The sequence below is a fragment of the Oceanobacillus sp. FSL K6-0127 genome (genome assembly GCF_037983385.1).
GTDB classification, from domain to species: domain Bacteria; phylum Bacillota; class Bacilli; order Bacillales; family Amphibacillaceae; genus Oceanobacillus; species Oceanobacillus profundus.
In genome coordinates this window covers 473,821-497,067 of the sequence record NZ_CP150287.1, presented here as the reverse complement: position 1 = coordinate 497,067, position 23,247 = coordinate 473,821, and the positions used below count along the sequence as shown (strand labels likewise).

The window sequence follows — 23,247 nt, the reverse complement described above, 5'->3', positions numbered from 1 at the left end:
AAGAAAGAAAACAAGGTGGAGTCTTATGGAAAGAAGGTATAACTTCTGGTCTTTTTATTTAATACTTGTTTGCTTAGGATTAGCAGCCTATTCATTGTATTCTAATTTTACTCATGCTTGGCTAATTGCACCACCAAATTATATGTTACTTATAATGAGTCTATTAGCCTTTTACTTAGGAGTTTTTGGTTTTAAAGATAAACGAAACTGGCGAACGAAAACTAGAAGCTGGATAACGATTATTTTGTCATCCTTACTATCTGTCGGACTTTTTTTAGGAGTATCACTTACCCTGTTATTATCGTTATTACGAGCAAGTGAACATGTAAAGACAGTCAATTCCCCCGATGATAATTATACAATTGATTTTTATCGTTACGACGCAGGGGCAGCAGGTTCATTTGGAGTAAGGGGAGAATTAAATGGGCCGCTATGGTTTAAAAAACGTATTTATTATCAAGACTCAATAGATCAAGTTGAAGTGGATTGGAAGAATAACAGTACGGTATCGATTAACAAGCATATCTTAAATTTGAAAGAAGGAGATTCATACGGATATTAGGTTCCCCTAATGGGAAAAGGTGGAAATTAATCTTAAATGAATGTCTTATGTTATGGTTAAATAGTGAAATAAAAAGGAAAGAAGAGTAATATTTCATGAAAAAGAAGGTACATCAAATAATGTAGGTTCAGCAGAAAATATTTCAAGTATTGACACAGAAAATAATGATGCAAATGAAAAACTCGGTACATCAAACAATGTAGACGAAGAAGCTAATAATACTTCGGGTCTGAAGGAAGAGTATCTCAAAAAATTAAAAAATGCTAAAAAAGAAACGAATGAAATAAAAACAGAACATAATTAGTGCAAATAACTCGCTCCGGAAATATACTTCGCGCATCCAGAGGCATAGGTGAGACACCGTAGTGCGATAGCACAAGGGGGCTCACCTATGCCTCTGCGTATATTTCCGATGCTAAGCTTATGCATCGTTCTTCTTTAACATTCAAACACGTTTGTAATGTCCCAGATTCATTCCGTTTTTTCATCGACTGTAAGCGTTTCACCTGCTTCATGGCTAGATTCATCGTGTCCTGGTCCAAATAAATTCAAGATTAATACTCCGGCAAGTATCAGTGTTATTCCTGCAATACTAGCCATGTTAATTTTTTCTTTCCAAATTAAAACTGAAATAATTGCAGTAGCAACAAGTCCAAGACCTGACCAGATTGCATACGCAGCATTTAAAGGAATGGTTTTCAGTGATAATGATAAGAAGAAAAAGCAACTAACGAAAGCTACAATTAAACCTAGTGTAGGGTAAAGTTTTGAAAACCCCTCAGATGCTTTTAATAAAGAAGAACCAATAAGTTCCCCAATGATTGCGAGTGCAAGATATAGATAAGCCATTGTTAATCTTCCTCCTCAATCATGTTGATTAACTCATTAAAAACGTTTGTTTGCAGTTCTTTATTTAATGGCTGCATTCCAAATATTTCGGAAAACCACAAACCATCTATAGATAATCTGGCAATTGTCGTTTTGATTGGATCAATCCCATCATTTTCTAACTTTGTAAGCAAACGATCATATTGTTGACGGTATTCATCTAGTAACTCTGGATTAATAAACATTGCGGCCATTATTGCAGAACTCAGTAGCTTATCGTTCTCTAAATTAGAATAGGTAGATTGAACATAAGCCCTGCTCCATTTTCCTGGATCTTTTGTATCGTCTTTAGCTAACGCTATAATGCTTTCAAAATAATTATTTTTCCAATCTTCCACCATTCCTTTAATTAACGCTTCCTTACTGGGATAATGGTATAGTAATCCGCCTTTACTCACGCCCGCTCTTTGGGCGACAGCCTCTAATGTGAGTTTAACAACTCCTTCTTCTTTTACAATTTCAGCTGCAGCAATCAGCAAGTTTTTTTTCGTATTCGTTGTTTTTGAAGTAGGCATAGTAACCTCCGAATTTTTTATATTTGTAACTATACCGTCTAGACGGTATTTTTGTCAATAGAATTGATTTCCCGTGTAGTATTATTATTTAATAAAATAATTTGATAAGACTGGGTCAGTTGAGCAGGTTCTTGCTAGCTAAATCTCCCTAAATACAGCAAGGAGATAGTTAATAAATTTGATATAGAAGACAGGACATTTATCCCTAAAAAGTGCTATACTGATAAAATCAGTGTGTAGAGATATTGGTCTTTTTATGGACCAAAAATATATGTCTCATGATACGTCTACCATCTGAAAAACTTTTTAAATGGAGATGTTCAATATGCACGGCGAAACACGATTACCACAAAACGGAAAAGAATTCGCATTATTTTTAGCGATTATATCGATACTTTCAGTCAATATTATCGCACCTCTTATTATGGGATTTGAATTTGGTTTCAGTAAAAAGGTCTATTTTGATACCCTGCAAGTAATTCCATTTATATGGATTTGCGTCATTTTATTGGTAACACTTGTTGCAAACCCCATCGTTAATAAACTTGTACAAAAATTTATTGAACCAAATGACGGTTTTAATGCAAGAATATTATTCACGATATTATTCAGCGTAACCATTCTGTCCATTTTACTTACAGTTATCGGATCTTGGATTGGCATGAGAGAAATTAGCTTGGAACCTATTCAAACTTTCTTTTATAATTGGCCACGTAACTTTTTCATCGCATTTTGGGTTGAAGTTTTAATCGCACAGCCGATAGCACGATTTATAATGAAAAAAATACATGCATCCCAGGCACGGAAATCAGAAAGTTTAAGTGCTTAGTCGATAGACTTGTGTTAACCACAAAAACAGAAGAAAATAGTTAAACTATACAACCTTGGAACCCATTTCGGCACTCGAAATGGGTTTTTGTTATTTGTCACACTTAGCATAAGAGCTTACTTAATATTCGGGCCAAACATTATTTTTAATCTAACTATACGGAAGCGAAAAGACAAAACAAATATGAATCGAGCTACAAATCTTTAGGAGTTAACATTTGCTATAAGAATAAAATAGTGAACCTAAAAAGGTAGATAGTCGCCCCTAGCTACAGTTATCCACAAACTCTGGATAACCTGTTAATATGTTAGAAAATTTACTCAAAATTAACAATTCGTAATCATTATACCGCATTTATGTATTAATATAATCCTACCTCTATAATTACCGAAAAGCCCTTATGTAAAACAGCAAGAGGTGGTCCCTCCTTATCAAAATTTGTCGATATTCCCCGGGAAATAATTCAGGAAATGAAAAACGGACTTCCAGCAAGACTCGTATTCCTCCCCTTGTGGGCAGTTGAAAAATTCCAAGCATAATTAAGAATATGGTCAATATAATTTAGAAGGTGATGTAGTTCCTCTGCACTATCGGACAAGATGCATCCATCACTTAATAGGAAACAGCTTCCATTATGGCTAGAAATCTTTTTTTCATAGAAAGAATGAATGATGGAAAGGAGGCCTTTCTTTTATGAAAAAGAGATAGCAGGTAGAGAGCTGTTTCGATGCTTTATTTATTGTAAAGATAAAAGGGGGAAATAAAGTTGAAAAAATTATTAACTGGCAGAATGATGGTGTTATTTGTCATGATGCTGATGGTTGCTTTTGCTGCTGCTTGTTCATCGAATGATGATCAAGATGATACAAATGAAGAACCAGAAGAGCAGACAGATTCAGAAAGTCCTTCCGGTGACAATGCAGATGGTGGCATTTCAGGTGACTTAGAAATCCAGTATTTTGTTGGTGGTTATGGTGACGCTTGGTGGAAGGAAGTTATTGCAGACTTTAAAGAGACATATCCAGATGTCAATATAATTGAGCATGCTGGTCCAAATATTAATGAGGAAATGCGGAGCCGTTGGGTGTCCAACGATCCACCAGATGTCGTATACATTGATGGTGCGGGATCCAGTGAAACACAAATGGTAGAAGATGGTCAGTTGATGAATTTAACCGAATGGGTAGAAGGTATTGAGCTAGAGGGTGGCGACAAGTTAATGGATAGTTTCATTGTTGAACCTGGAACATTTGACGGTGATATATATTCCTTGCCGCTAGTATTTGATACATGGGGTACATGGTATGACAGAGCGTTATTTGAAGAAAAGGGGTACGAGGTGCCAACAGATTTTGAAAGCTTAATGCGTTCAATGACAGAGATTAAAGAAGCAGAAGGAATCGATCCTTATGTAACGAGTGGGCAGCATCCATATTACTTCCTGCGTGGTGCACTTTATCCGGCATTTGGTGCAGCTGGTGGGGAGGAATTGCTGGCTGATTTAATTACAGGTGCAGAAGGTGCATGGACAAGTGATCCGGTTTTAGAGATCATGAAGCGTGTAGAAAGAATGCAGCAGGAAGGAATGTTTGATTCCGGACTTGGTGCATTAAACCATACACAGTCACAAATGAATTTCTTACTGCATGAAAATGCCTTTATTCCAGTAGGGTTCTGGCTGCCAAATGAAATGGCAAATGATATCCCAGAGGGCTTTGATTTTGGCTTTATTCCTTCCCCAATGCAGGCTGAGGATGAGAGTTATGCGATTGTACCAGACCTGCGTCCACTAGCAATTGCAGAGGAGGCGGAGAATCCGGAAGCGGCAAAGGCCTTTGTTGAATTTGCATTTACACGTGAATATGCGATGTCATTCTCCGAGCATACGGGTGCCATGATGAATATTACGGAAGTGGATTTAACGCAAAACGAAAATGTTCCTGCATATTTAACTGAAGCAAACGCCATGATTAACGATCCAGACCAAGTGACGATATATAATAAACCACATCCAATGAGTGCCGATTTAGAGGTTCCTGTTGGGAATGCCCTCATGTCGCTCATGCTTGGAAATATGACAGCAGAGGAATTTGTCCAAGAGGCAGAAAAGGCTGCAGCTGAATATCGTGGCAGTAATTAAATAGTTATCTATCAGCAGGGGATTCGAATCTCCTGCTGATCATTTAATTGGATTCTATTAAAAAGGCAGGAGGTGGGATCAGATGGTACAGTCTAAAAAGCAAAAGTATTTGTTCCTAGCTTTTTGTTTAATCCCGACCTTTATATTATTTGCTGTTTTTACGCTTTATCCATTGTTTAGTGGGTTGTATTACTCCTTCTTCGATTGGTCGGGCTCTTCACAAAATAAGGAATTTATTGGGTTTGCAAACTACATAAAGTTAGTGAAGGATGCAATCATCCCAAATACAATTATGCATGATTACTTTTTAGTTGTAACGAAAGTAATCGGAATTATGATTTTAGCACTATTTTTTGCAGTTGCTTTAACCCAATTAAAAATTAAGGAAGCTCCTTTCTACCGAATTGTATTTTTCTTTCCTAATATTATGTCCGTTGTAGTCATTGGGATTTTATGGACATTTATTTATAACCCGAGTCTCGGATTGGTTAATTCTGGTCTGGAATTTCTCGGCTTGGAGAGCTTGGCAAAGCCATGGCTCGGTGATGAAACCTGGGCATTACCAAGTCTTGTCCTCCCTTCCATTTGGGCAGGAATTGGATTATTTATGCTCATGCTTATTGGCGGGATTTCCAATATCTCCAAAAGCTACTATGAGGCAGCAGAAATTGACGGGGCGAACGAGTGGCAGCAATTTTGGAAAGTTACGTTACCATTGATCTGGCCGCAAATTAAAATTTCAATTCTTTATATCGTTATTACAACGTTAAATGGATCGTTTATTATTGTCCAGGTAATGACTGGTGGTGGCCCAAATAATGCAACACATGTAATGGGATCGTATCTCTATCAGCAAGCATTTGTCCAATATAACTTTGGTTACGGGGCAACGATTGGTGTTATGATTTTGATTCTATCCCTATTGACGGTGCTTGTTCTCCAGTTCTTTATGCGTCGAGATAAAATCGAATACTAATTGCGTTCAAAAAAAGGATAAACCAGACTTTTTGAATAACTTCTATATAAGAGAGAGGAGGAATAGATTGTGAAGCGGAGTGTCGGACAAATTTTAGGGAGAGCAGGGATTCGCATCCCGTTAATTCTCTGGACAATCGCAGTATTGTATCCGATTTTCTGGATGTTTCTAGGTTCGTTTAAATCAAATGCTGAAATCTATCGGAACCCATGGGGCTTTCCGGAGTCATTTAGTCTCGATAATTTTGTTACAGCGTGGACAAACTATAATATTGATACAAGTGTATTTAATAGCTTAATTGTTACGGTTATTGGAACTGCTCTTACGTTAGTACTCGCAATCCCAACCGCCTATGCGATTGAACGCATTCAATTTCGTGGAAGCCAAGCGTTGTTTCTATTATATATTTCAGCGATGATGATTCCAATGGTACTAGGCTGGATACCATTATTCTTTCTCTTAGCGGAGCTTAATCTATTGGATAATATTTATGGATTAGCAATCGTCTATGCGGTAAGCCAGCTTCCATTTACGATTTTTGTGTTAACGAGCTTTATTAGCACGATTCCGAAATCATTGGAAGAATCAGCTGCAATGGACGGAATGTCACCGTATATGGTTTTATGGAAAATCATTACGCCATTAAGTATGTCGGGGATCATTACCGTTACAATTATGAATGCAACACAATTCTGGAATGAATATTTTATGGCATTAATCTTTTTGAATACAAGTGATAACTATACCCTGGCACTGGCAATTGACTTTATTAGCAGTGAAGCACAATATACGAATGCATGGGGGACATTGTTTGCAAGCCTGGTGATTGCAATCATTCCAGTTATTGTTCTTTATGCGATTTTCCAAAGGAGAATTGCGAAGGGCTTAACGGAAGGTGCGATTAAAGGATAACATTGTAACCGTAACCTATAGCAAAAAATAAACAGGATACGACAATCCATTACGGATTGTTGTTTTTTTGTGTAGAAAAACGGCTTCCTTGTTCGTCATCACTATGTAACTAATAAACGTCATTATGCTGAAAGTGTGTGAATACGGGCTTAATTTTGAACGTATTAAGGCTTACTTCCTTCCGCTTCACACAACTAATTTCCTATGCTATGAGGGATGTAATATTGTTATTCTAGGAATAAATATTCATTTTTATTAAATAATTCATTTTTTACATAATAAAACAACATTTTTAAATGGGGTTTGCTATTGTCTAGTTAATCTAAATTACTGCACGGTTTTGACACCACTGAATCAATCATGGGAGGAGTGGCAGGTTATATAAGTAGGACAAGCTATTATTGTTTCGTTTTTTTAAAAAGAATTGGCAAGAACCTGGTTAGGACGTATGGGGGTGAAAGATCCTCTCTACGGATTTAATGTTGCAATTAGACGGAGCAAAGGAGGAATATATGTGAAGTTAAAATACGTGTTAACCATTTTGTCACTGACACTACTTATCGTCAGTATTCCACTTTCTAGCTTGGCAAATCAGACAGGTGAAGCAGGAAACCATGACGCAATGATTCGAGAAATCATGGAGGAAATGACGTTAGAAGAGAAAGTTGGCCAGCTTTTTATTGTCCATGTATATGGTAAAACGCCGACAGATCCAGCTTACGAGTTGATTAATATTGCGAATAATCGTGGGGGCAAAGACTTTCAAGAGGTCATTGAAAATTATCATATTGGTGGTGTGATTTATTTTAACTGGACAGACAATATTGGGACACCACTTGATGTGGAGCAAGTTAATGCGTTATCAAATGGATTACAGGATATTGCGTTAGAGCAAGACCAGGAGATTCCGCTGTTTATTTCAACGGACCAGGAAGGTGGGATTGTTCAGCGGGCAACGAGACCTGCTACTGTTTTTCCAGGGAATATGGCACTTGGGGCTGCGAGATTGGATAATTACGCAGCACAAACCGGAAGCATTCTTGGAAAAGAGCTGGAAGCACTGGGCGTTAATATGAACTTTGCTCCAACAGTGGATGTCAATCTGAACCCAGAAAATCCGGTAATTGGTGTTCGCTCTTTTGGTGAGGATCCTGATCGTGTGTCCCGTCTTGGAGTTGAGCAAATCGAGGCACTACAGGGAGAAAATGTGATTGCGACGGCAAAGCATTTCCCGGGACATGGAGATACAGATGTTGATTCACATTATGGACTACCGATTATAGATCATGATTTGGAAACGTTGCATGCAGTCGATTTGAAGCCTTTTAAGGATGCAATCGATGCAGGTGTAGATGCCATTATGACAGGACATATTGTTGTTCCCGCATTGGATGACTCTGGACTCCCGGCAACTTTATCGAAGCCGATCCTTACTGATTTATTGCGTGAGGAAATGGGGTTTGATGGTTTAATTATTACGGATAGCCTTGATATGTCTGGTGCCGATGTTTTGCCACCGGAAGAGGTTCCTGTGGAGGCATTTAAAGCAGGAGCGGATATTCTATTAAATCCTGCAAATGTGGAAGAAGCTTATACGAGTGTGCTTGAAGCGGTACAGTCTGGTGAAATCAGTGAGGATCGCTTAAATGAATCCGTTTACCGGATTTTACAATCAAAAGCAGAAAAAGGTTTATTTGAAGATCCTTATGCAGATCCAGCGAATCTAGAAAATATCGGAACAGAAGCCAATTTGCAAACGGCGAAGGAAATCGCTGAAAAAAGCATCACGCTTGTTAAAAATGAACAGGATGTTCTGCCTGTATCCGACGCAGAAACGGTGCTTGTAACTGGACCATCGGTTGCGAAGCCTGGTTTGATAGCAGATTTATTGGATGACAAAGGAATAAAATCAGATAGTTTTGCGACGGCAACAAGTCCGACAGCAGGGCAAATTGATCAAGCTGTAGAGCTTGCTGATACTGTGGACAAAGTGATTATCACGACCTACACAGCAAACACAAATAGTCAGCAGCAAGCATTGGTTGAAGCATTACAGGCTACTGGGAAGCCAATAGTTGTTTCCGCTCACCGGAATCCATATGATGTGATGGCCTTTCCAGATGTAGACAGCTATGTGGCGAGCTACAGCTATTTAGATGTATCCATGGAGGCGGTTGCTGGTGTACTGGCAGGTGAGATTAACCCGTTTGGGAGTTTACCTGTCACAATCCCGGAACAATATGAAATTGGGGAGGGTCTGGACTATGTTGATATACCACGTAGTGCTGCAGGAATGAAACAGCTTGTCGATCAATTGGATGAAGCTGGAGAAATATCGAATGAAGAAGCAAGTCGTGCGCTCAATCTCCATTTAACTGCAGTAGCCCAATATGAGGATCGAAGGCTGCCTGATAAGGTGATTAAGCATTTGGAGGGCTTTCGAAAACTGCTTGATCAACAACATGTTAATGAGGCAATTTCAAAGAAAGCTCATAGTTATTTAGATACAGAGGGACTGCGGTTAATTGAGCATTGGTTAGAAAACTAAACCGTAATCGCAGGAACAAGCCGGGGAGGGATGCAGCTTGAGGTATTTTTTACGAATCGGAGTGCGGCTATCTGCACTGCTCTATTTGATTTTTATCATCCTATATCAGGTGCATACCCCGACAACGGCTTTGTTTACCGATACCACAATAGTTGTTGGAAATATAACAGTTGGCAGCTATCAAGTGGAAGAGATAGAAACGAATGAAGAAACGGAGGAGGAGCAGTCTGAAGCAGGTGAAGAAATAGTGAACGAAGAAGAGGCAGCAGAAGCAGATGATTTAGAAGAAGAAAAAGCTGATACGGAGAACGGGCATGGGGGAAATGAGGGGGCATCAACCGGAGCGGCTGAATCAACAGAAACAGAGGAAGTCCAAGAAACGAACGATGAGGAAATAGAAGAAGGACCCGAAGAAGATGAAGAAGAAACAGAGCAGGAAGATGTGAATGAAGAGGAAATGGGAGAAACCAGTGAGCCCAGCTGAGCAAGGGAGTGAATAGAACAAATGCGTATAAAAAGTATATTAAAGAAATGTACTAGCTTTCTATCAACTATTTTATTTATCGTCTTATTGTCTGTCCTTTTTCTCTCCGTTGCTTCTAAGGCAGCAGGGAATGAGGTGAATCTGTTTGGGTATCAAGTAAAGTCTGTCCTGTCGGGTTCCATGGAGCCTGATATTCAAACAGGATCGCTTATCGCGATTGAAACGGGAGGAGCCGGGGAGCGATTTCAGGAAAATGATGTGATTACATTTCAATCAGAAGAAGATGTGCTGGTAACCCACCGTATTGTGGAAGTAAAGAATGGCGGACAGCAATATGTGACAAAAGGCGATGCGAATAATGGTGCAGACCGCAATCCGGTGCTGGCAGAGAACATTGTCGGGCAATACACCGGGTTCACGATACCCTATGCAGGATATGTCATGAATTTTACCAGCTCACGTGAAGGGGCAGCACTGCTATTCATTTTTCCAGGGATACTATTAATAGGTTATTCCTTGATAACGATAAGAAGCACGTTAAAAGAAGTGAAACAGCTCATGAATGAAAAAGAAATCCGAGCATAATCAGAACAAAAATTAGAGGAGGAATTCAGGATGAATATTAAAAAGAAATTAGGGGCAGGTATTATTTCAGCAGTGCTTGGTTTAACGCTCGTTGGTGGAGGAACGTTTGCCTATTTTAGTGATACGGAAACAACAAACAATACATTTGCAGCGGGGACATTAGATTTAGCAGTGAATCCAACACAAATTATTGAGGTAGATAATATCAAACCAGGAGATTCCATGATTCGAGACTTTGAACTACAAAACAATGGAACGTTAGATATCGATAAGGTGCTGTTAGATACGAACTATACGGTAAACGATGCAGCTGGTGATAATACAGAGGATTTCGGTGAGCATATCCAAGTAGAATTCCTTTATAATGCAGACAAATTGGATGAGGTAATTTATGAAACGACGCTTGCAGAACTAAAATCGCTGACACCAGAAGCTGTAAATGAGAATGTCTTTTATCCGTTGTTTGGTGAAAAAGGTTTGGAGGTTGATTCCATTGATGACTTAGTCGTTAAATTTAATTTTATCGATAATGGAGAAGACCAAAATCAATTTCAAGGTGATTCCTTGAATTTGGAATGGACATTTACCGCAACGCAAACAGCTGGTGAAGATAAATAGTAAACGACGATCTCTAATAAGGGAGACGAGATGAAATGAAGAAGCGGTTACTAACAGTAACAACCATTATAATGACGATTATCTTATTATTTCCCCATGCTGGTGGAATAAGCAATGCATCCATTGCAGAATCAATAGTAGTTGAAGCAGACCGCGTCCAGATGCTCCAGCAACCATTGGATGATTTGGATGATGAAATAGAAGAAGCTTTAGCGGATAGGGTAATGCCTGGTGCAGTTGTGCTGATTGCTAGAGATGGAGAAATCGTTAAGCATCAGGCATATGGATATGCAGCACGTTATACGGACGACCAATTTACGGAGATGGATGAGCCTGTTTCGATGCAGGAAGACACAATTTTTGATGTGGCCTCTATATCGAAACTATTTACAGCAACAGCAATTATGCAATTATGGGATCAAGGAGAATTCGAATTGGATGACCCGGTCTATTGGTATATTCCTGAATTTGCCGCACAAGGCAAAGAGGATGTAACGATCCGCCATCTCTTGACACATACGTCCGGGTTTAGACCGAGCACGACAGAACCGATTCACGAAATGGAAGGAACACGTGAGGAGCTATTAGATTTTGTATTAAACGAGCCTTTACAAAATCCGCCTGGGACAGCTTATGTGTATAGCGATGTCGACTATATTACGCTGGGTGTATTAATTGAACGAGTTAGTGGCGAGCGGCAGGATGACTTTGTACGAGAATTTATTAAAGAACCTTTAAACATGTCGAATACGATGTATGATCCATCAGCTGATTTACAGCATCGTATTGCGGCTACGGAATATCAGCCGTGGACAAATCGCGGAATTGTTTGGGGAAGTGTTCATGATGAAAAAGCTTGGGTGCTTGATGGAGTAGCTGGACATGCTGGGGTATTCAGCAGTGCATCAGATCTAGCTGTCTTCGCCGAGATGATGCTGAATAAAGGAAACTATGAAGGGACGCAAATTCTTACCGAGGAAGCTTTCGAGCAAATCAATACGAATTGGAATGAGGCATTTCCAGGACAGGATCAAGGTATCGGCTGGGAGCTTAATCAAGAATGGTATATGGATGATCTAGCAGAATTTAATACGATGGGACATACCGGTTATACCGGAACGTCAATCGTTGTTAGCCCAAATAAGGAATCGGTTACAATCCTGCTAACGAATCGGGTCCATCCAACACGTAATACCGTCTCAACAAATACGATTCGCAGAAAAGCGGCTGAAAAAACGGCAGATTCCATTCATGCGTGGAATGCAGCGGGCATGCGAATGATGGTGGAACGGCTTGATACGAGGGGTGCGTTTGAGTTGGGGTCTGATGCGCGTGCTCTCCAACTGCATTTAACAGCGATTGAGCAATATGAAAATAAAGGAGACCAAGCAAAGGTCGTAAAGCATTTAGAAGGGTTTCAACAATTAGTTGACTATCTTTTCATACAAGAAGGAATTGACAACGCGACACATGATGACTTACAACGCACAGCAGACTATTTAATAGAAAAATGGCAGTAATTTTTACGGTGCAGCAAGGAAGCAGCTTTCTTGCTGCATGCATTTTTTCTGATCGGATAGATTTGAAAATGGTGCGGATGTAGATGAGCTGAGGGGAAAAGCTGTTATTTGTGATAAAAAGACTGATATTTATAGGAAACTAGCTGATATCTATATGATAAAGGCTTAAGTTCACAGAAAATTGGATGATGTTCACAATTAGTAGTACGTGGTTATAAAAGGGGAGTTTTAAGGAGGAATAAAATTGAAGAACAGCAAGCAAAAATTAGTATCTATTTTCATGGTCTTATTACTATTCTTTGGTGTAAGTATTCCTGTTTCTTTAGCCGATGCGGTTGATCCAGATGATAATACGGGATACGAACCAGAAAACCCTGGTATTTTAGATGAACAGACAGATGAGGGTGACATGGGGATGGTGGTTACGGCACATCCTCTAGCTTCAGAGGTTGGAGCAGATGTTCTGAGGCGAGGTGGTAATGCAGTGGATGCTGCAGTAGCTATTCAGTTTGCATTAAATGTTGCGGAACCAATGATGTCTGGAATTGGTGGCGGCGGTTTTTTCATGTATTATGATGCCCAAACCGAGGATGTCTCAATTATTAACAGCAGAGAGCGGGCTCCTCAAGGGGCAACGCCAGATATGTTTTTAGATAAAGAAAATGTAGTAACAGATCCAGGAAAATTTCATCTAGGTGCAATTGATATGAATCCAGAGGGTGAGGATAAGCAATTTCATATTGGTGAAGTAAATGTTACCGACCTTGACGCATCGGATGAGGATGCGACAATTTTTGACTATGATTTTACTGGTGAAACTGGGGAGCCGTGGGATCCTAATAAGTTTTCCTTGTTTGAACGTGGAACAACATTCCAGCTGGATGAAGATGGTGGATTAATTAACTTTGGGCCTCCAACTGGCAGTAATTCATCTTCTTATGGTCAAACAACAGCTGTGATGGATGAGGTTGAGGATAGCGAACTTTTCATTCGCTACCGGGCCGATGATTCCGGTGATGACCGACGGTTGCGTTTGTGGCTGCGATCGGATGAATATCGTTCTACGGGAACAACGTATGTCAAAAATGGTTACGGTGTTGAAATCAATACGAAGACAAATGAAATAAGATTAATTCAATCAAAGGATTCAACGAGCTCAACACTTGCTACGTTGCCATATGAGGGAACAAATGATTGGCAGTCATTGCGCTTTCGTGTTGAGGGCGATGAATTAAAAGTGCGCTTATGGGAGGATGGAGCCGAGGAACCAGAGGATTGGGATATCGAAACCTTTGCTGGTTCGGTAATTCCATTTTCAGAAAGGGTACAAAGTGGTACCTCTGTTGGGGTTCCAGGTACATTAAAAGGATTGGAAGAAGCTTTAGATAAATGGGGAACGATGGAGCTTGATGAATTAATACAGCCTTCGATAGATATGGCAGAGCAAGGGGTCGAGGTAAATTGGGTTTTAGCAAATGCTATTGCAAGTAATCAAAGTAAATTAGAGCGTACAGCAGCAAAGGATGTGTTTCTCCCAGAAGGTGAACCGTTAGAGGAAGGAGAGATCTTAGTACAAGAAGATTTAGCGAAAACATTTAAACTGATACGCGATCAAGGAACAGATGTTTTTTACAATGGGGAAATTGGTGAAGCATTAGCCGAAACTGTTCAAGAATTTGATGGGAGCATGGTAAAAGAGGATTTAAGGAATTACGATGTGACCGAAGATGAAGCAGTCTGGGGAGACTATCAGGGCTATGACATTGCTTCCATGCCGCCACCAAGCTCAGGAGGATTAACGATGCTGCAGCTCCTGAAAATGTTTGAGCAGCTTGAACTGACAGGGCATGATATCAAATCACCGGAAAAATATCATTTCATGGCCGAAGCGATGCATCTTGCTTATGCGGATCGAGGAGCATATATGGGCGATCCGGAGTATGTTGAAGTGCCAAGAGATGGGCTGCTTCATCCGGATTATATAGCAGAGCGGGTTGAAACCATCTCCCCTGATCATGCTAATGACAATGTACAGCCAGGGGATCCGTGGGAGTATCAGGACGGAAGTGCTCCAACTATTGTCCAGCAGGTGGATGATAAACAAGAAGGACAAACAACCCACTATACAGTAGCAGATCAATGGGGGAATCTAGTTTCCAATACAACGACAATTGAGCAGCTATTCGGATCGGGCATTATGGTACCGGAATATGGAATTGTACTGAATAATGAATTAACCGACTTTGACGCTGTACCAGGCGGCGCAAATGAGGTGCAGCCAAATAAACGGCCGCTAAGCAGCATGACCCCAACAATTGTGTTAAGGGATGGCGAGCCATTTATGACGGTTGGTTCCCCGGGAGGAGCGACGATTATAACGTCTGTCACGCAGACAATTGCCAATGTCATCGGCTATGGAATGCCGATAAAGGATGCAATTGAGGAGCCGCGTATTTATAGCAATAGTTACCCAACCATACGCTGGGAGTATGGCATTTCGGATACTGTCCGGCAACTGCTTGAAGAGATGGGACACGCTTGGGAAGCAAATCCAACAGAGATCGGAAATGTGAATAGCATTGTTCTAGATGAAGGGATGTTCATTGGGGCAGCAGACTCAACGAGAGAAGGTACTGCAATCGGTTTATCAGCAGAAGATTTCATTAGCATCGATGGTCTAAAATCCCGTGTGGAGCAATTACAAGCGGATGATGAAATTTACGAAGAACATGTTGCGCGATTGCTTCTTACCCACCTAACGACGGTAGGACATTACAAGGAAAATGAAAAAATGGATAAAGCTATCAAGCATCTAGAAGGATTTAAGCAGTTGTTAGATCAGCTAAAAGCTGCAGATTCCATTTCCGAGCAAGCTCGCGATACGCTGTTGAGCGGTGCAGAGGAGTTGCTTGATATGTGGCAGTAGCTCTCTCCCTTGTGCTTTATCAGAGCGGGAAAATGCTGAAGTTCTGCAGTAATTTACTGTAGTCTATAGCAAAATTGCTGAAGCCAAATTTGCACATGGGGTATAAGTCCGTGCTCTTTCTTCACATGCATCGCAAATTTAAAAATGAGAGATCCAAAAGGGAGGAAAAACTGATGAAAAAGCTGTTCTTGATAATAACTACGCTGTTAGTTGTGCTAGGCTCGTTAACTGCAATTGCAACCAATCGGCTTAACGCTGATGCGGGTAATGACAGTGAAAAGCCGCTCAAGCTTGGGGTAGAGGTTTTACTAGAGCAACAAAAGGATCTTATTGAAGGAAAGCGCGTCGGATTAATCACGAACCCAACAGGTGTCGATCAAGAACTAAATAGCATTGTTGATCGGTTATTCCATGATCCGGATGTCGAGTTAACCGCTTTGTATGGTCCAGAGCATGGCGTTCGTGGGGATGCCCAAGCAGGTGATTATGTCGAATACTATATCGATGAGCAGACAGGCTTACCGGTGTATAGTTTGTATGGTGAAACAAGAAAACCGACGCCAGAAATGCTCGAGGATATTGATATTTTACTATTTGATATTCAGGATGTAGGTGCAAGATTCTACACGTATATCTATACAATGGCCTATGCAATGGAGGCTGCAGCTGAAAATGATATTGAATTTGTTGTACTCGATCGTCCCAATCCGCTAGGTGGCAATCATGTAGAGGGGCCGGTGCTTGATCCGGAATATGCTTCTTTTGTCGGTAATTACCCGATTCCACTCAAACATGGCATGACAGTTGGTGAGCTGGCATATTTGTTTAATGAAGAATTCGAAATTGGTGCAGATTTAACCGTTGTAGAAATGGATGGCTGGAAGCGCGGAATGTACTATGATGATGCCGATTTAGAGTTTGTGCTGCCATCACCGAATATGCCAACGTTAGATACGGCGCTTGTCTATCCAGGTGCAGCACTGATTGAGGGGACGAATGTTTCGGAAGGCCGGGGAACGACAAAGCCGTTTGAATTCATTGGTGCTCCATTTGTGAATAGTACCGAGTACGCCTCGGCATTGAATCAATTGGAATTACCTGGTGTCACATTTCGAGCAGCGTCGTTTACACCAACTTTCTCCAAACATAGTGGCACATTAAGTCACGGCGTACAGATTCATGTGACAGATAAACGAGCATATGAGCCTGTAATTACAGGACTGCATATTGTAAAAACCCTGCATGATATGTACCCGGAAAACTTTGAATTCCGAGCAGAGAACAGCGCAGGTATTTCTTTCTTTGATAATCTAATCGGAAATGGTTGGATTCGTGATGCGATTGAAAATGGAGATTCCGTTGAAGAAATGGCATCAAATTGGCACGAGGATCTTCAAGCATTTAAAGAAGTTCGAAGAGAATATCTTCTTTACACGATGAACACGGAGCAATTGAAGCAAAACATCGGGGCCCTTCAACAATCGGGTGATATTGAAAAGGATGCGGAGCGTAAATTACTCCTCCACCTCACCGCGGTTGAGCAATTTGAAGGGAAAAAGGCCGCAGATAAAGTCGCAAAGCATATGCAAGGATTCCAGTTGCTTTTAGACCAGCAAAAAGATGCGACGAGCCTATCGGATAATGCTTATAAACAACTGAGTAGTGACACGACGGATATGATTGCGCAGTGGGATTAGAGAGCTAAAGAATAGCGGTATTTGGAAAATCGTGTGGAAATCTTGAAAAAACTGTATAACTAAACAAACGAAGCAGGATAGTTAGTAACCATAGTATCGTCGTTATGTGACAGCAACTCTTTTTTAAACAAAATTCCCTTGTAGCTGAAAATACACAATAAGCAATTGTTAAATTAGGCTCAGGAGATGGTAGCAATCTAAAAGAAATTAAGTCATCTTTTATGTGGTAAGATTTAGTAGTCAAAATGGATGATAACGTGATTGAGGAAGGAAGACATATTGATATGATTACACAAGCAGCCCAAATTTCTATTTTAGTTAAGGATCTTGAAGAAGCAAAACAATATTATACCAAAAAATTAGGGTTCATCGTTCGAGACGAAATAGAGTTTTCGCCGGGATGGAAGTACCTCACCGTTTCACCAGGTTCTGCAAATGAAACGAGGCTAGAATTAGTCAAAGCCGATACACCGGAGCAAGAAGAGATTATTGGCAGACAAGCTGCAAACCAAGTGTTGATTATGTTTTTAAGTGATGATATAGAAAAGGATTATCGTGAAATGAAGGCACGCGGCGTGATCTTTCAGGGGGAACCGCAACCGGTTCCGGGTGGGAAAGGTGTAGGTTTCGAAGACTTGTATGGCAATGCATTTGATTTATATCAACCGGATACAAAAGAAGGATAGGAAAAAATGACAAAAGTGGTTGACTCGCTGAATGGCCAGTATGAAGTGGTACATCAGTTATCGATTTGCATATAAAAGAAAACATTCCCTGCGATAATTCGAATACCAGAAAGTAGAAAGAGGAGCGCATCACGCTCCTCCTTCTTCCAATATTAGAGACTACTCAAATGCTCATGAACGAGCTTCCATTGCCCATTTTTATTCAGCTTAAACACATTCGTTGCTCTACCACTGCCAGAAATAAATTTACCCTGATGATAGCCTTCGTACATAAAGTTATAAATACAAGTTGCTGACTGCTGATCAACGCTTATCCATTGGACGTTTGTTGCGGTATAAACCTCTTCTTTAATCATGTCCCAAGCGTGCTCAAAGTACGCTTGAATATCTACAATAGAAGCGCATGTTTTGTCCGTAAACCAATAAACGGCTTCTTCATGCAGTATATCCTTCACATTTGAAAAATCATGTGTATTTGTTGCATTAATATATTGCTGTAAAGCTTCTTGATGTGACATAATCTCTCCCCCTATTCGTTTACTTCTTCTTCCTACAAACATAAATCATTTCCATGCTTTCATTCGTTAAAGGACCTTCCTTCCAATCACCATACACATGCAAAATTTCAAAGCCGTTTTCCGCTAACAAACGCTCCATCTCTTTTGGAAACACATATCGTAAACGAATACTCGTATGGAGCTGCTTGCCATGAGGGTACTTTCGAATCGTTACATTGTGCTGGATTTGAAGAAGTGCATCATATTCGCTAATCGTATAGACATCAACCTTTTCCCCGTTATCGATATACGACTTCCAATACTCCTCGGTGCTTGATGAAAGTAATTCTTCACTATTTGGAAAACGTGCATTAAAAATAAAAACACCATTTTTATCTAAATGATGATTTACAGACTGGAGCAGCATGTTTTGCGCTTCGTTTGTCAGGAAATGCTGAAAGGAGTTGCCGACCATATATATAAACGGGCTTTGCAGCTTCAAATCAAGGGTCGTACAATCTTGTTCTACCCAAGTAATCGGTAAATTCACAGCTTTCTTTTTTGCCTGATGAAGCATTTGCTGGTGGATATCCACTCCGATGAGCTGATGCCCATCTTGTGCTAATGGAATCGTTGCTCTTCCAGTGCCACATGCTAAGTCGATCAGTGTCCCTTCCGTTTTTGCTGCCCATTTTTTCAGAAAGACTAGATCACTCAAATAGCTTTCATTTTCGGTATCATATAAAATTGGATCCTCATATTCTTGAAAATTATCTAATTCCATACTTTATCTCCCCTCTAATCGCTCCCCCAAGTGCTGTAAATTCTCAGCAAGCCAAGCCATCTCCAGTTGAAATCGACGCGGCGGCCCTTCCTCCTCATCCATTTTCGGATGTACCCACCATGTACTCTCCATATACCATAGGAGCAATAATGATTTGGCTAAAAAACCTTGCTTTACAGTATGATATTCCTTATATCCATCTAAAAAAGCAAGAGCAAAATCAGTGTTCAGTCCCTCTCTGCCTAATGCGCCGGATAGAATTGCCCGTGCAACATCAAGCTGCGGATAATCGTATTTCAGTCGATCAAAATCGAGGATAGCGGCTACGTCATTTCTTTTAAATAAAACATTATCTACCCATAAATCACGATGTGCCCAGCCTGTATCATTCGTATGAAGCGCTTCTAGACAAACTGTCTCTGTTGCAGTCGCTTGCGCTTCAAATAGTGGCAGCAAATGCTCTTTCCCAGTAGCAATGGCCCGTTTCTTAGTATCTTCCCAATGTGCTAACCGTTCCTTTATGCTAGGTGGAATAAATTGAGCACGAGAAGCTCTTCTCAGCGAACCATCATTTAGAATACAGTGCATTTTCCCTGTTAATCGTCCTAAATCGTATAGTTGATGTTTAGTTAAAGACCCAGATGGCAATATCTTTCCATCATAGTAATCCATCAGGAGGAAATGCTCCCCTTTAGCGGACTTCAAGAAGGAGCTTCCTCGATAGGTATATAAATTTGGACACGGCAATCCATGTGCAAACAAGCGAGTTTGTTGTTCAAACGCGAATAGGAGGTCTTCCTGGTTATACTTTTTAAACCTTTCTTTGTTGTACTGCTTCAATAAAAATACACCTGAGTCGGTCGTGATTTTCCATTTTAAATTAAGCCAGCCTCTTTTGATTGGCTCTGCTTTGAATAATGTGAATCCAAATAAATGGCTACACGTAGCAGTAAGGTCGGCAAGGACAGCTTGTTCATCAGTTAAAATTGGCATTGTAAATCTCCAATCTACGGAAAATTTTTAAGACAAATGCTCAACCTGATTAAAATCCTCTATCCTCCATTTATCTTCCTCAAAATGAAGATTGCTAATGCAGGCGTTTAACAATGTTGTTTTCCCCGATCCAATTTCCCCATCGGAGTAGACAGACAAAATCGCGTTTATGACAGCTCCATGCGCTACAAGTAAGACACGTTTATCTGGGTAGTTTTGCTGAACGTGCTCAACCGCTGTGATGACCCGTTTATTAAAATCCGCCCGCTCCTCTTGGTTTGGAAAACCATCAGGATGTTTCTCTCTTTCTGCATATGTCTTACCTTCGCCATCTCCAAAGGAACGCTCCTGAAAATCAGTCATCTCGACCATTGGTAATTGTAATTTGGCATTAATTATTTCCGCTGTTTCCTTTGCTCTTTTCAATGGACTATGTATGAGTACATCGTAATCAGCAGCATTTAAATAGGCTGCACATTGTTCTGCCTGCTTTCTGCCAGTCTCATTTAATGGGATATCTGTACTCCCTTGTATTCGTTTTGCTAAATTCCAATCTGTTTCGCCATGACGAATGAAGCATATCCTTGTCAAAATTACCCTCTCCTTAATTTCGTATTATAAAAACAAAGCATTGACACATCCTAAAAACAAAAGGAGGAAGCACCTATGCGAAAATTATGTTTAGCTCTCGGTATTGCATTTGTACTTATTTCTAGTTATTCCCTTCCACTACAGGCAGTAAATGCTGTTCAGGATGAAGGCGTTCCATCCTATGCAAAATGGGGGAAGCTTGCCGTCCAGGAGACAAAGGAAAAATACCCATCTGCTAAGATTATTGACTATCTCCACATTGGCAAGGAAACAACCAACGGATCCACGGTTGAAAAATTTAAGCTATGGCTAAAAGGTGAAACGAAAGAATTCGGTGTTTTTGTCAATATTGAATTTAACCCACAGACAAATGAGGTCGTCCAAATAACGTTTGAAGAGACAGATCGATGAATTTTTAATCGGTCTGTCTCGCAACAATATGCACTGGATAATGTGACAATTACTTTAAAGCGTTTCGTAAAAAAGCTGGATAAAGCTCCACGGCCTCTAAAGTGTCAACTGGTACTCATTTATGTATGTATGTTTGAATTTATTGGTCTCTTTTATTTTCAACCCAATCACTCGCTAACATCCCATAAACAACATGGTCCACATAATGGTCGTAAAGCCACTCCGATTGCCTGAGTATGCCTTCTTCCTTAAACCCTAACCGTTCTGGAATTGCCCGACTTTTTTTATTGGTAAAAGCAGCACGGATATCGACGCGATTCAGCTGTGCTTCTGTAAATGCATAATCCGTCAACGCACGTACCACGCTGGTAATAATGCCGTATCCTTGATAATCCTGTCCAATCCAGTAGCCAATATAGCCAATCCGGTTCGTCCAATCAAACGCATTAAATCCAGCAATCCCTACGAGCTTATCTTGATAAAAGATTCCAGCGGTTAATCCCCTTTTTGCTTCATAGGATTGCAAGATATGTTCAATGAAAGCAATGGAATCATCTGAGCTTACATTCGTATCCAGCCAAGGAAGCCATTCCCGAAGATAGCCTCGGTTGCTATCGATTAGCGCAAATAATTGATTCGCATCCTGTAAATTAAGCTGTCGCAATGTGATATGTTCATCAACCTCGTATACAAACATCTACGATCTCCCCCTTATTCTATTCGTAATCATAGCATAAATTTAGTCAGAAAAAACGGAATATATATCCTCTTCTATCAGCTAAATAAAATAATAGTTCTCACCAAGTACTTTCTAGTTTATGATTAGTATATATTTGTATTAGAATGGAAGCATGGATAGTACCCGCAGTGAAGGAAGGTTTATACATGACCGAAGAAAATATAACCCGATTACATATAAACAATAAAGAATACATCCTGATTGGAACAGCACATGTATCGAAGCAAAGTGCTGAACAAGTGAAGGAAGTAATTGAAGCAGAAAGGCCAGATTCTGTTTGTATCGAACTGGACAAGCAGCGCTATCAGTCAATAACAGAGGGAAACAAGTGGAAGGATACGGATATTTTTCAAGTGATAAAAGATAAAAAGGCGACCCTATTATTAATGAACTTAGCGATTTCATCCTTTCAAAAGCGGATGGCAAAGCAGTTTGGCATTAATCCTGGACAGGAAATGATTCAAGGAATTGAATCCGCAAAAGAAACAGGCGCTGAATTAGTCCTAGCAGATCGCGACATTCAAATTACCTTTGCCCGTGTCTGGGGAAATATCGGAATGAAAGGGAAGGCATTGCTGTTAACGCAAGTCGTTGGCAGTATTTTTAGCAATGAAAAAATTTCCGAGGAAGATCTGGAGAAGATGAAGCAGCAGGATACAATCAATGCGATGCTTCAAGAGTTCACAGATCATTTTCCAAAATTAAAAAAGCCGCTCATTGATGAACGAGATCAATACTTATCCCAAAAAATTAAAGATGCTCCTGGAGAAAAGGTTGTAGCAGTGCTTGGAGCTGCCCATGTTCCAGGTATTACGAAGGAAATCGAGAAAGAGCATGATTTGAAGAAGTTAAGTGAGCGTCCACCAAAATCCAAGACACCAAAAATTATTGGCTGGGCTATTCCGATTTTCGTACTTGCAGTCATCGCATACACCTTTTTCATGAACCCGTCTGCCGGATTGCAGCAGGCAATTAGCTGGTTCCTGTGGAATGGCTCGCTATCTGCAATTGGAACGATTGTCGCATTGGGGCACCCATTAGCCGTGCTGACGGCATTTATTGCAGCACCCTTTACGTCATTGAACCCACTCCTTGCAGCTGGTTGGTTTGCAGGCTTCGTTCAAGCGTATATAAAGCGGCCAAATGTAGCTGATTTCGAACGATTATCGGACGATGTCCATAGTGTAAAAGGATTCTGGAATAACAAAGTAACGCGGATATTACTTGTTGTTGTATTCGCAAATCTCGGAAGCTCACTCGGAACGCTTTTAGGTGGAGCTGACGTCATCCGGGTATTTATCGAAAATTTATAATCCATATAGAAAAAACACTTTCAAATGTGGAAG

At 40.3% G+C, this 23,247-nt stretch carries 21 protein-coding genes and 1 pseudogene; 15 read left to right on the top strand and 7 right to left on the bottom strand.

Annotation, left to right across the window (positions count from 1 at the left end; translation table 11 throughout):
• Positions 1-25: 25 nt before the first annotated feature.
• The gene (locus tag MHH64_RS02330) at positions 26-562 is read left to right on the top strand and encodes a DUF5412 family protein (protein WP_340002634.1); all 537 of its coding nucleotides are present in this window, start codon (positions 26-28) and stop codon (positions 560-562) included.
• A gap of 471 nt (positions 563-1,033) precedes the next feature.
• Here MHH64_RS02330 and qacH read toward each other — a convergent pair whose 3' ends face one another.
• On the bottom strand, positions 1,034-1,411 hold the full coding sequence (qacH, locus tag MHH64_RS02325; protein ID WP_340002633.1) for a quaternary ammonium compound efflux SMR transporter QacH: 378 nt from the start codon (positions 1,409-1,411) through the stop codon (positions 1,034-1,036).
• A gap of 2 nt (positions 1,412-1,413) precedes the next feature.
• Entirely contained in the window at positions 1,414-1,965 is a 552-nt protein-coding gene (locus MHH64_RS02320; RefSeq protein WP_340002632.1) for a TetR/AcrR family transcriptional regulator, read from the bottom strand.
• Positions 1,966-2,290: 325 nt separating this feature from the next.
• Between MHH64_RS02320 and MHH64_RS02315 the strand changes: the two genes are divergently transcribed.
• The 12 genes and pseudogenes from MHH64_RS02315 to MHH64_RS02260 all read left to right on the top strand — a co-directional run bounded on the left by MHH64_RS02315 (position 2,291) and on the right by MHH64_RS02260 (position 17,886).
• On the top strand, positions 2,291-2,794 hold the full coding sequence (locus tag MHH64_RS02315; protein ID WP_340002631.1) for a hypothetical protein: 504 nt from the start codon (positions 2,291-2,293) through the stop codon (positions 2,792-2,794).
• Positions 2,795-3,584: 790 nt separating this feature from the next.
• Positions 3,585-4,934 carry an ABC transporter substrate-binding protein gene (locus MHH64_RS02310; protein ID WP_118889392.1) on the top strand — a complete coding sequence of 450 codons (1,350 nt, stop codon included), beginning with the start codon at positions 3,585-3,587 and terminating at the stop codon, positions 4,932-4,934.
• Positions 4,935-5,016: 82 nt separating this feature from the next.
• Positions 5,017-5,910, top strand: coding sequence for a sugar ABC transporter permease (locus tag MHH64_RS02305; RefSeq protein WP_095314214.1), 894 nt, complete (start codon positions 5,017-5,019; stop codon positions 5,908-5,910).
• Positions 5,911-5,979: 69 nt separating this feature from the next.
• The gene (locus MHH64_RS02300) at positions 5,980-6,822 is read left to right on the top strand and encodes a carbohydrate ABC transporter permease (protein WP_340002630.1); all 843 of its coding nucleotides are present in this window, start codon (positions 5,980-5,982) and stop codon (positions 6,820-6,822) included.
• 514 nt (positions 6,823-7,336) lie between these two features.
• Positions 7,337-9,370 carry a glycoside hydrolase family 3 protein gene (locus MHH64_RS02295; protein ID WP_340002629.1) on the top strand — a complete coding sequence of 678 codons (2,034 nt, stop codon included), beginning with the start codon at positions 7,337-7,339 and terminating at the stop codon, positions 9,368-9,370.
• A gap of 37 nt (positions 9,371-9,407) precedes the next feature.
• Positions 9,408-9,854 (top strand): hypothetical protein, encoded by a 447-nt coding sequence (locus MHH64_RS02290; protein WP_340002628.1) that lies wholly within the window; start codon positions 9,408-9,410, stop codon positions 9,852-9,854.
• A 21-nt stretch (positions 9,855-9,875) separates the two neighbouring features.
• The gene (locus MHH64_RS02285) at positions 9,876-10,439 is read left to right on the top strand and encodes a signal peptidase I (protein WP_303447135.1); all 564 of its coding nucleotides are present in this window, start codon (positions 9,876-9,878) and stop codon (positions 10,437-10,439) included.
• Between the two features lie 30 nt (positions 10,440-10,469).
• Positions 10,470-11,057, top strand: coding sequence for a CalY family protein (locus MHH64_RS02280; protein WP_095314208.1), 588 nt, complete (start codon positions 10,470-10,472; stop codon positions 11,055-11,057).
• A gap of 35 nt (positions 11,058-11,092) precedes the next feature.
• On the top strand, positions 11,093-12,577 hold the full coding sequence (locus tag MHH64_RS02275) for a serine hydrolase domain-containing protein (RefSeq protein ID WP_340002627.1): 1,485 nt from the start codon (positions 11,093-11,095) through the stop codon (positions 12,575-12,577).
• 244 nt (positions 12,578-12,821) lie between these two features.
• Complete coding sequence (gene ggt, locus MHH64_RS02270; RefSeq protein WP_340002626.1) at positions 12,822-15,503, top strand: gamma-glutamyltransferase; 2,682 nt, start codon at positions 12,822-12,824, stop codon at positions 15,501-15,503.
• A 173-nt stretch (positions 15,504-15,676) separates the two neighbouring features.
• Positions 15,677-16,936, top strand: a pseudogene (locus tag MHH64_RS02265) (DUF1343 domain-containing protein); the annotation flags it as partial.
• Positions 16,937-17,445: 509 nt separating this feature from the next.
• Positions 17,446-17,886: a VOC family protein gene (locus MHH64_RS02260; protein WP_340002625.1), complete on the top strand. Its 441-nt coding sequence runs from the start codon at positions 17,446-17,448 to the stop codon at positions 17,884-17,886.
• Positions 17,887-18,038: 152 nt separating this feature from the next.
• On the opposite strand, the gene MHH64_RS02255 is transcribed toward MHH64_RS02260, so the two are convergent.
• Genes MHH64_RS02255 through MHH64_RS02240 form a run of 4 tightly spaced genes read right to left on the bottom strand, consistent with a single transcriptional unit; the run spans position 18,039 to position 20,751 of the window.
• On the bottom strand, positions 18,039-18,404 hold the full coding sequence (locus MHH64_RS02255; RefSeq protein ID WP_095314202.1) for a nuclear transport factor 2 family protein: 366 nt from the start codon (positions 18,402-18,404) through the stop codon (positions 18,039-18,041).
• A 19-nt stretch (positions 18,405-18,423) separates the two neighbouring features.
• Positions 18,424-19,167, bottom strand: coding sequence for a class I SAM-dependent methyltransferase (locus MHH64_RS02250; protein ID WP_251659744.1), 744 nt, complete (start codon positions 19,165-19,167; stop codon positions 18,424-18,426).
• 3 nt (positions 19,168-19,170) lie between these two features.
• Positions 19,171-20,160, bottom strand: a complete 990-nt coding sequence (locus MHH64_RS02245; RefSeq protein WP_340002623.1) for a phosphotransferase — start codon at positions 20,158-20,160, stop codon at positions 19,171-19,173.
• A gap of 27 nt (positions 20,161-20,187) precedes the next feature.
• Positions 20,188-20,751, bottom strand: a complete 564-nt coding sequence (locus tag MHH64_RS02240; RefSeq protein WP_303447130.1) for a histidine phosphatase family protein — start codon at positions 20,749-20,751, stop codon at positions 20,188-20,190.
• Between the two features lie 75 nt (positions 20,752-20,826).
• On the opposite strand from MHH64_RS02240, the gene MHH64_RS02235 reads away from it, so the two are divergent.
• Positions 20,827-21,162, top strand: a complete 336-nt coding sequence (locus MHH64_RS02235; protein ID WP_095314196.1) for a YqzG/YhdC family protein — start codon at positions 20,827-20,829, stop codon at positions 21,160-21,162.
• A 139-nt stretch (positions 21,163-21,301) separates the two neighbouring features.
• On the opposite strand, the gene MHH64_RS02230 is transcribed toward MHH64_RS02235, so the two are convergent.
• On the bottom strand, positions 21,302-21,859 hold the full coding sequence (locus MHH64_RS02230) for a GNAT family protein (protein WP_095314195.1): 558 nt from the start codon (positions 21,857-21,859) through the stop codon (positions 21,302-21,304).
• Positions 21,860-22,047: 188 nt separating this feature from the next.
• Between MHH64_RS02230 and MHH64_RS02225 the strand changes: the two genes are divergently transcribed.
• Positions 22,048-23,214: a TraB/GumN family protein gene (locus MHH64_RS02225; RefSeq protein ID WP_095314194.1), complete on the top strand. Its 1,167-nt coding sequence runs from the start codon at positions 22,048-22,050 to the stop codon at positions 23,212-23,214.
• The last annotated feature ends 33 nt before the right edge of the window (positions 23,215-23,247 follow it).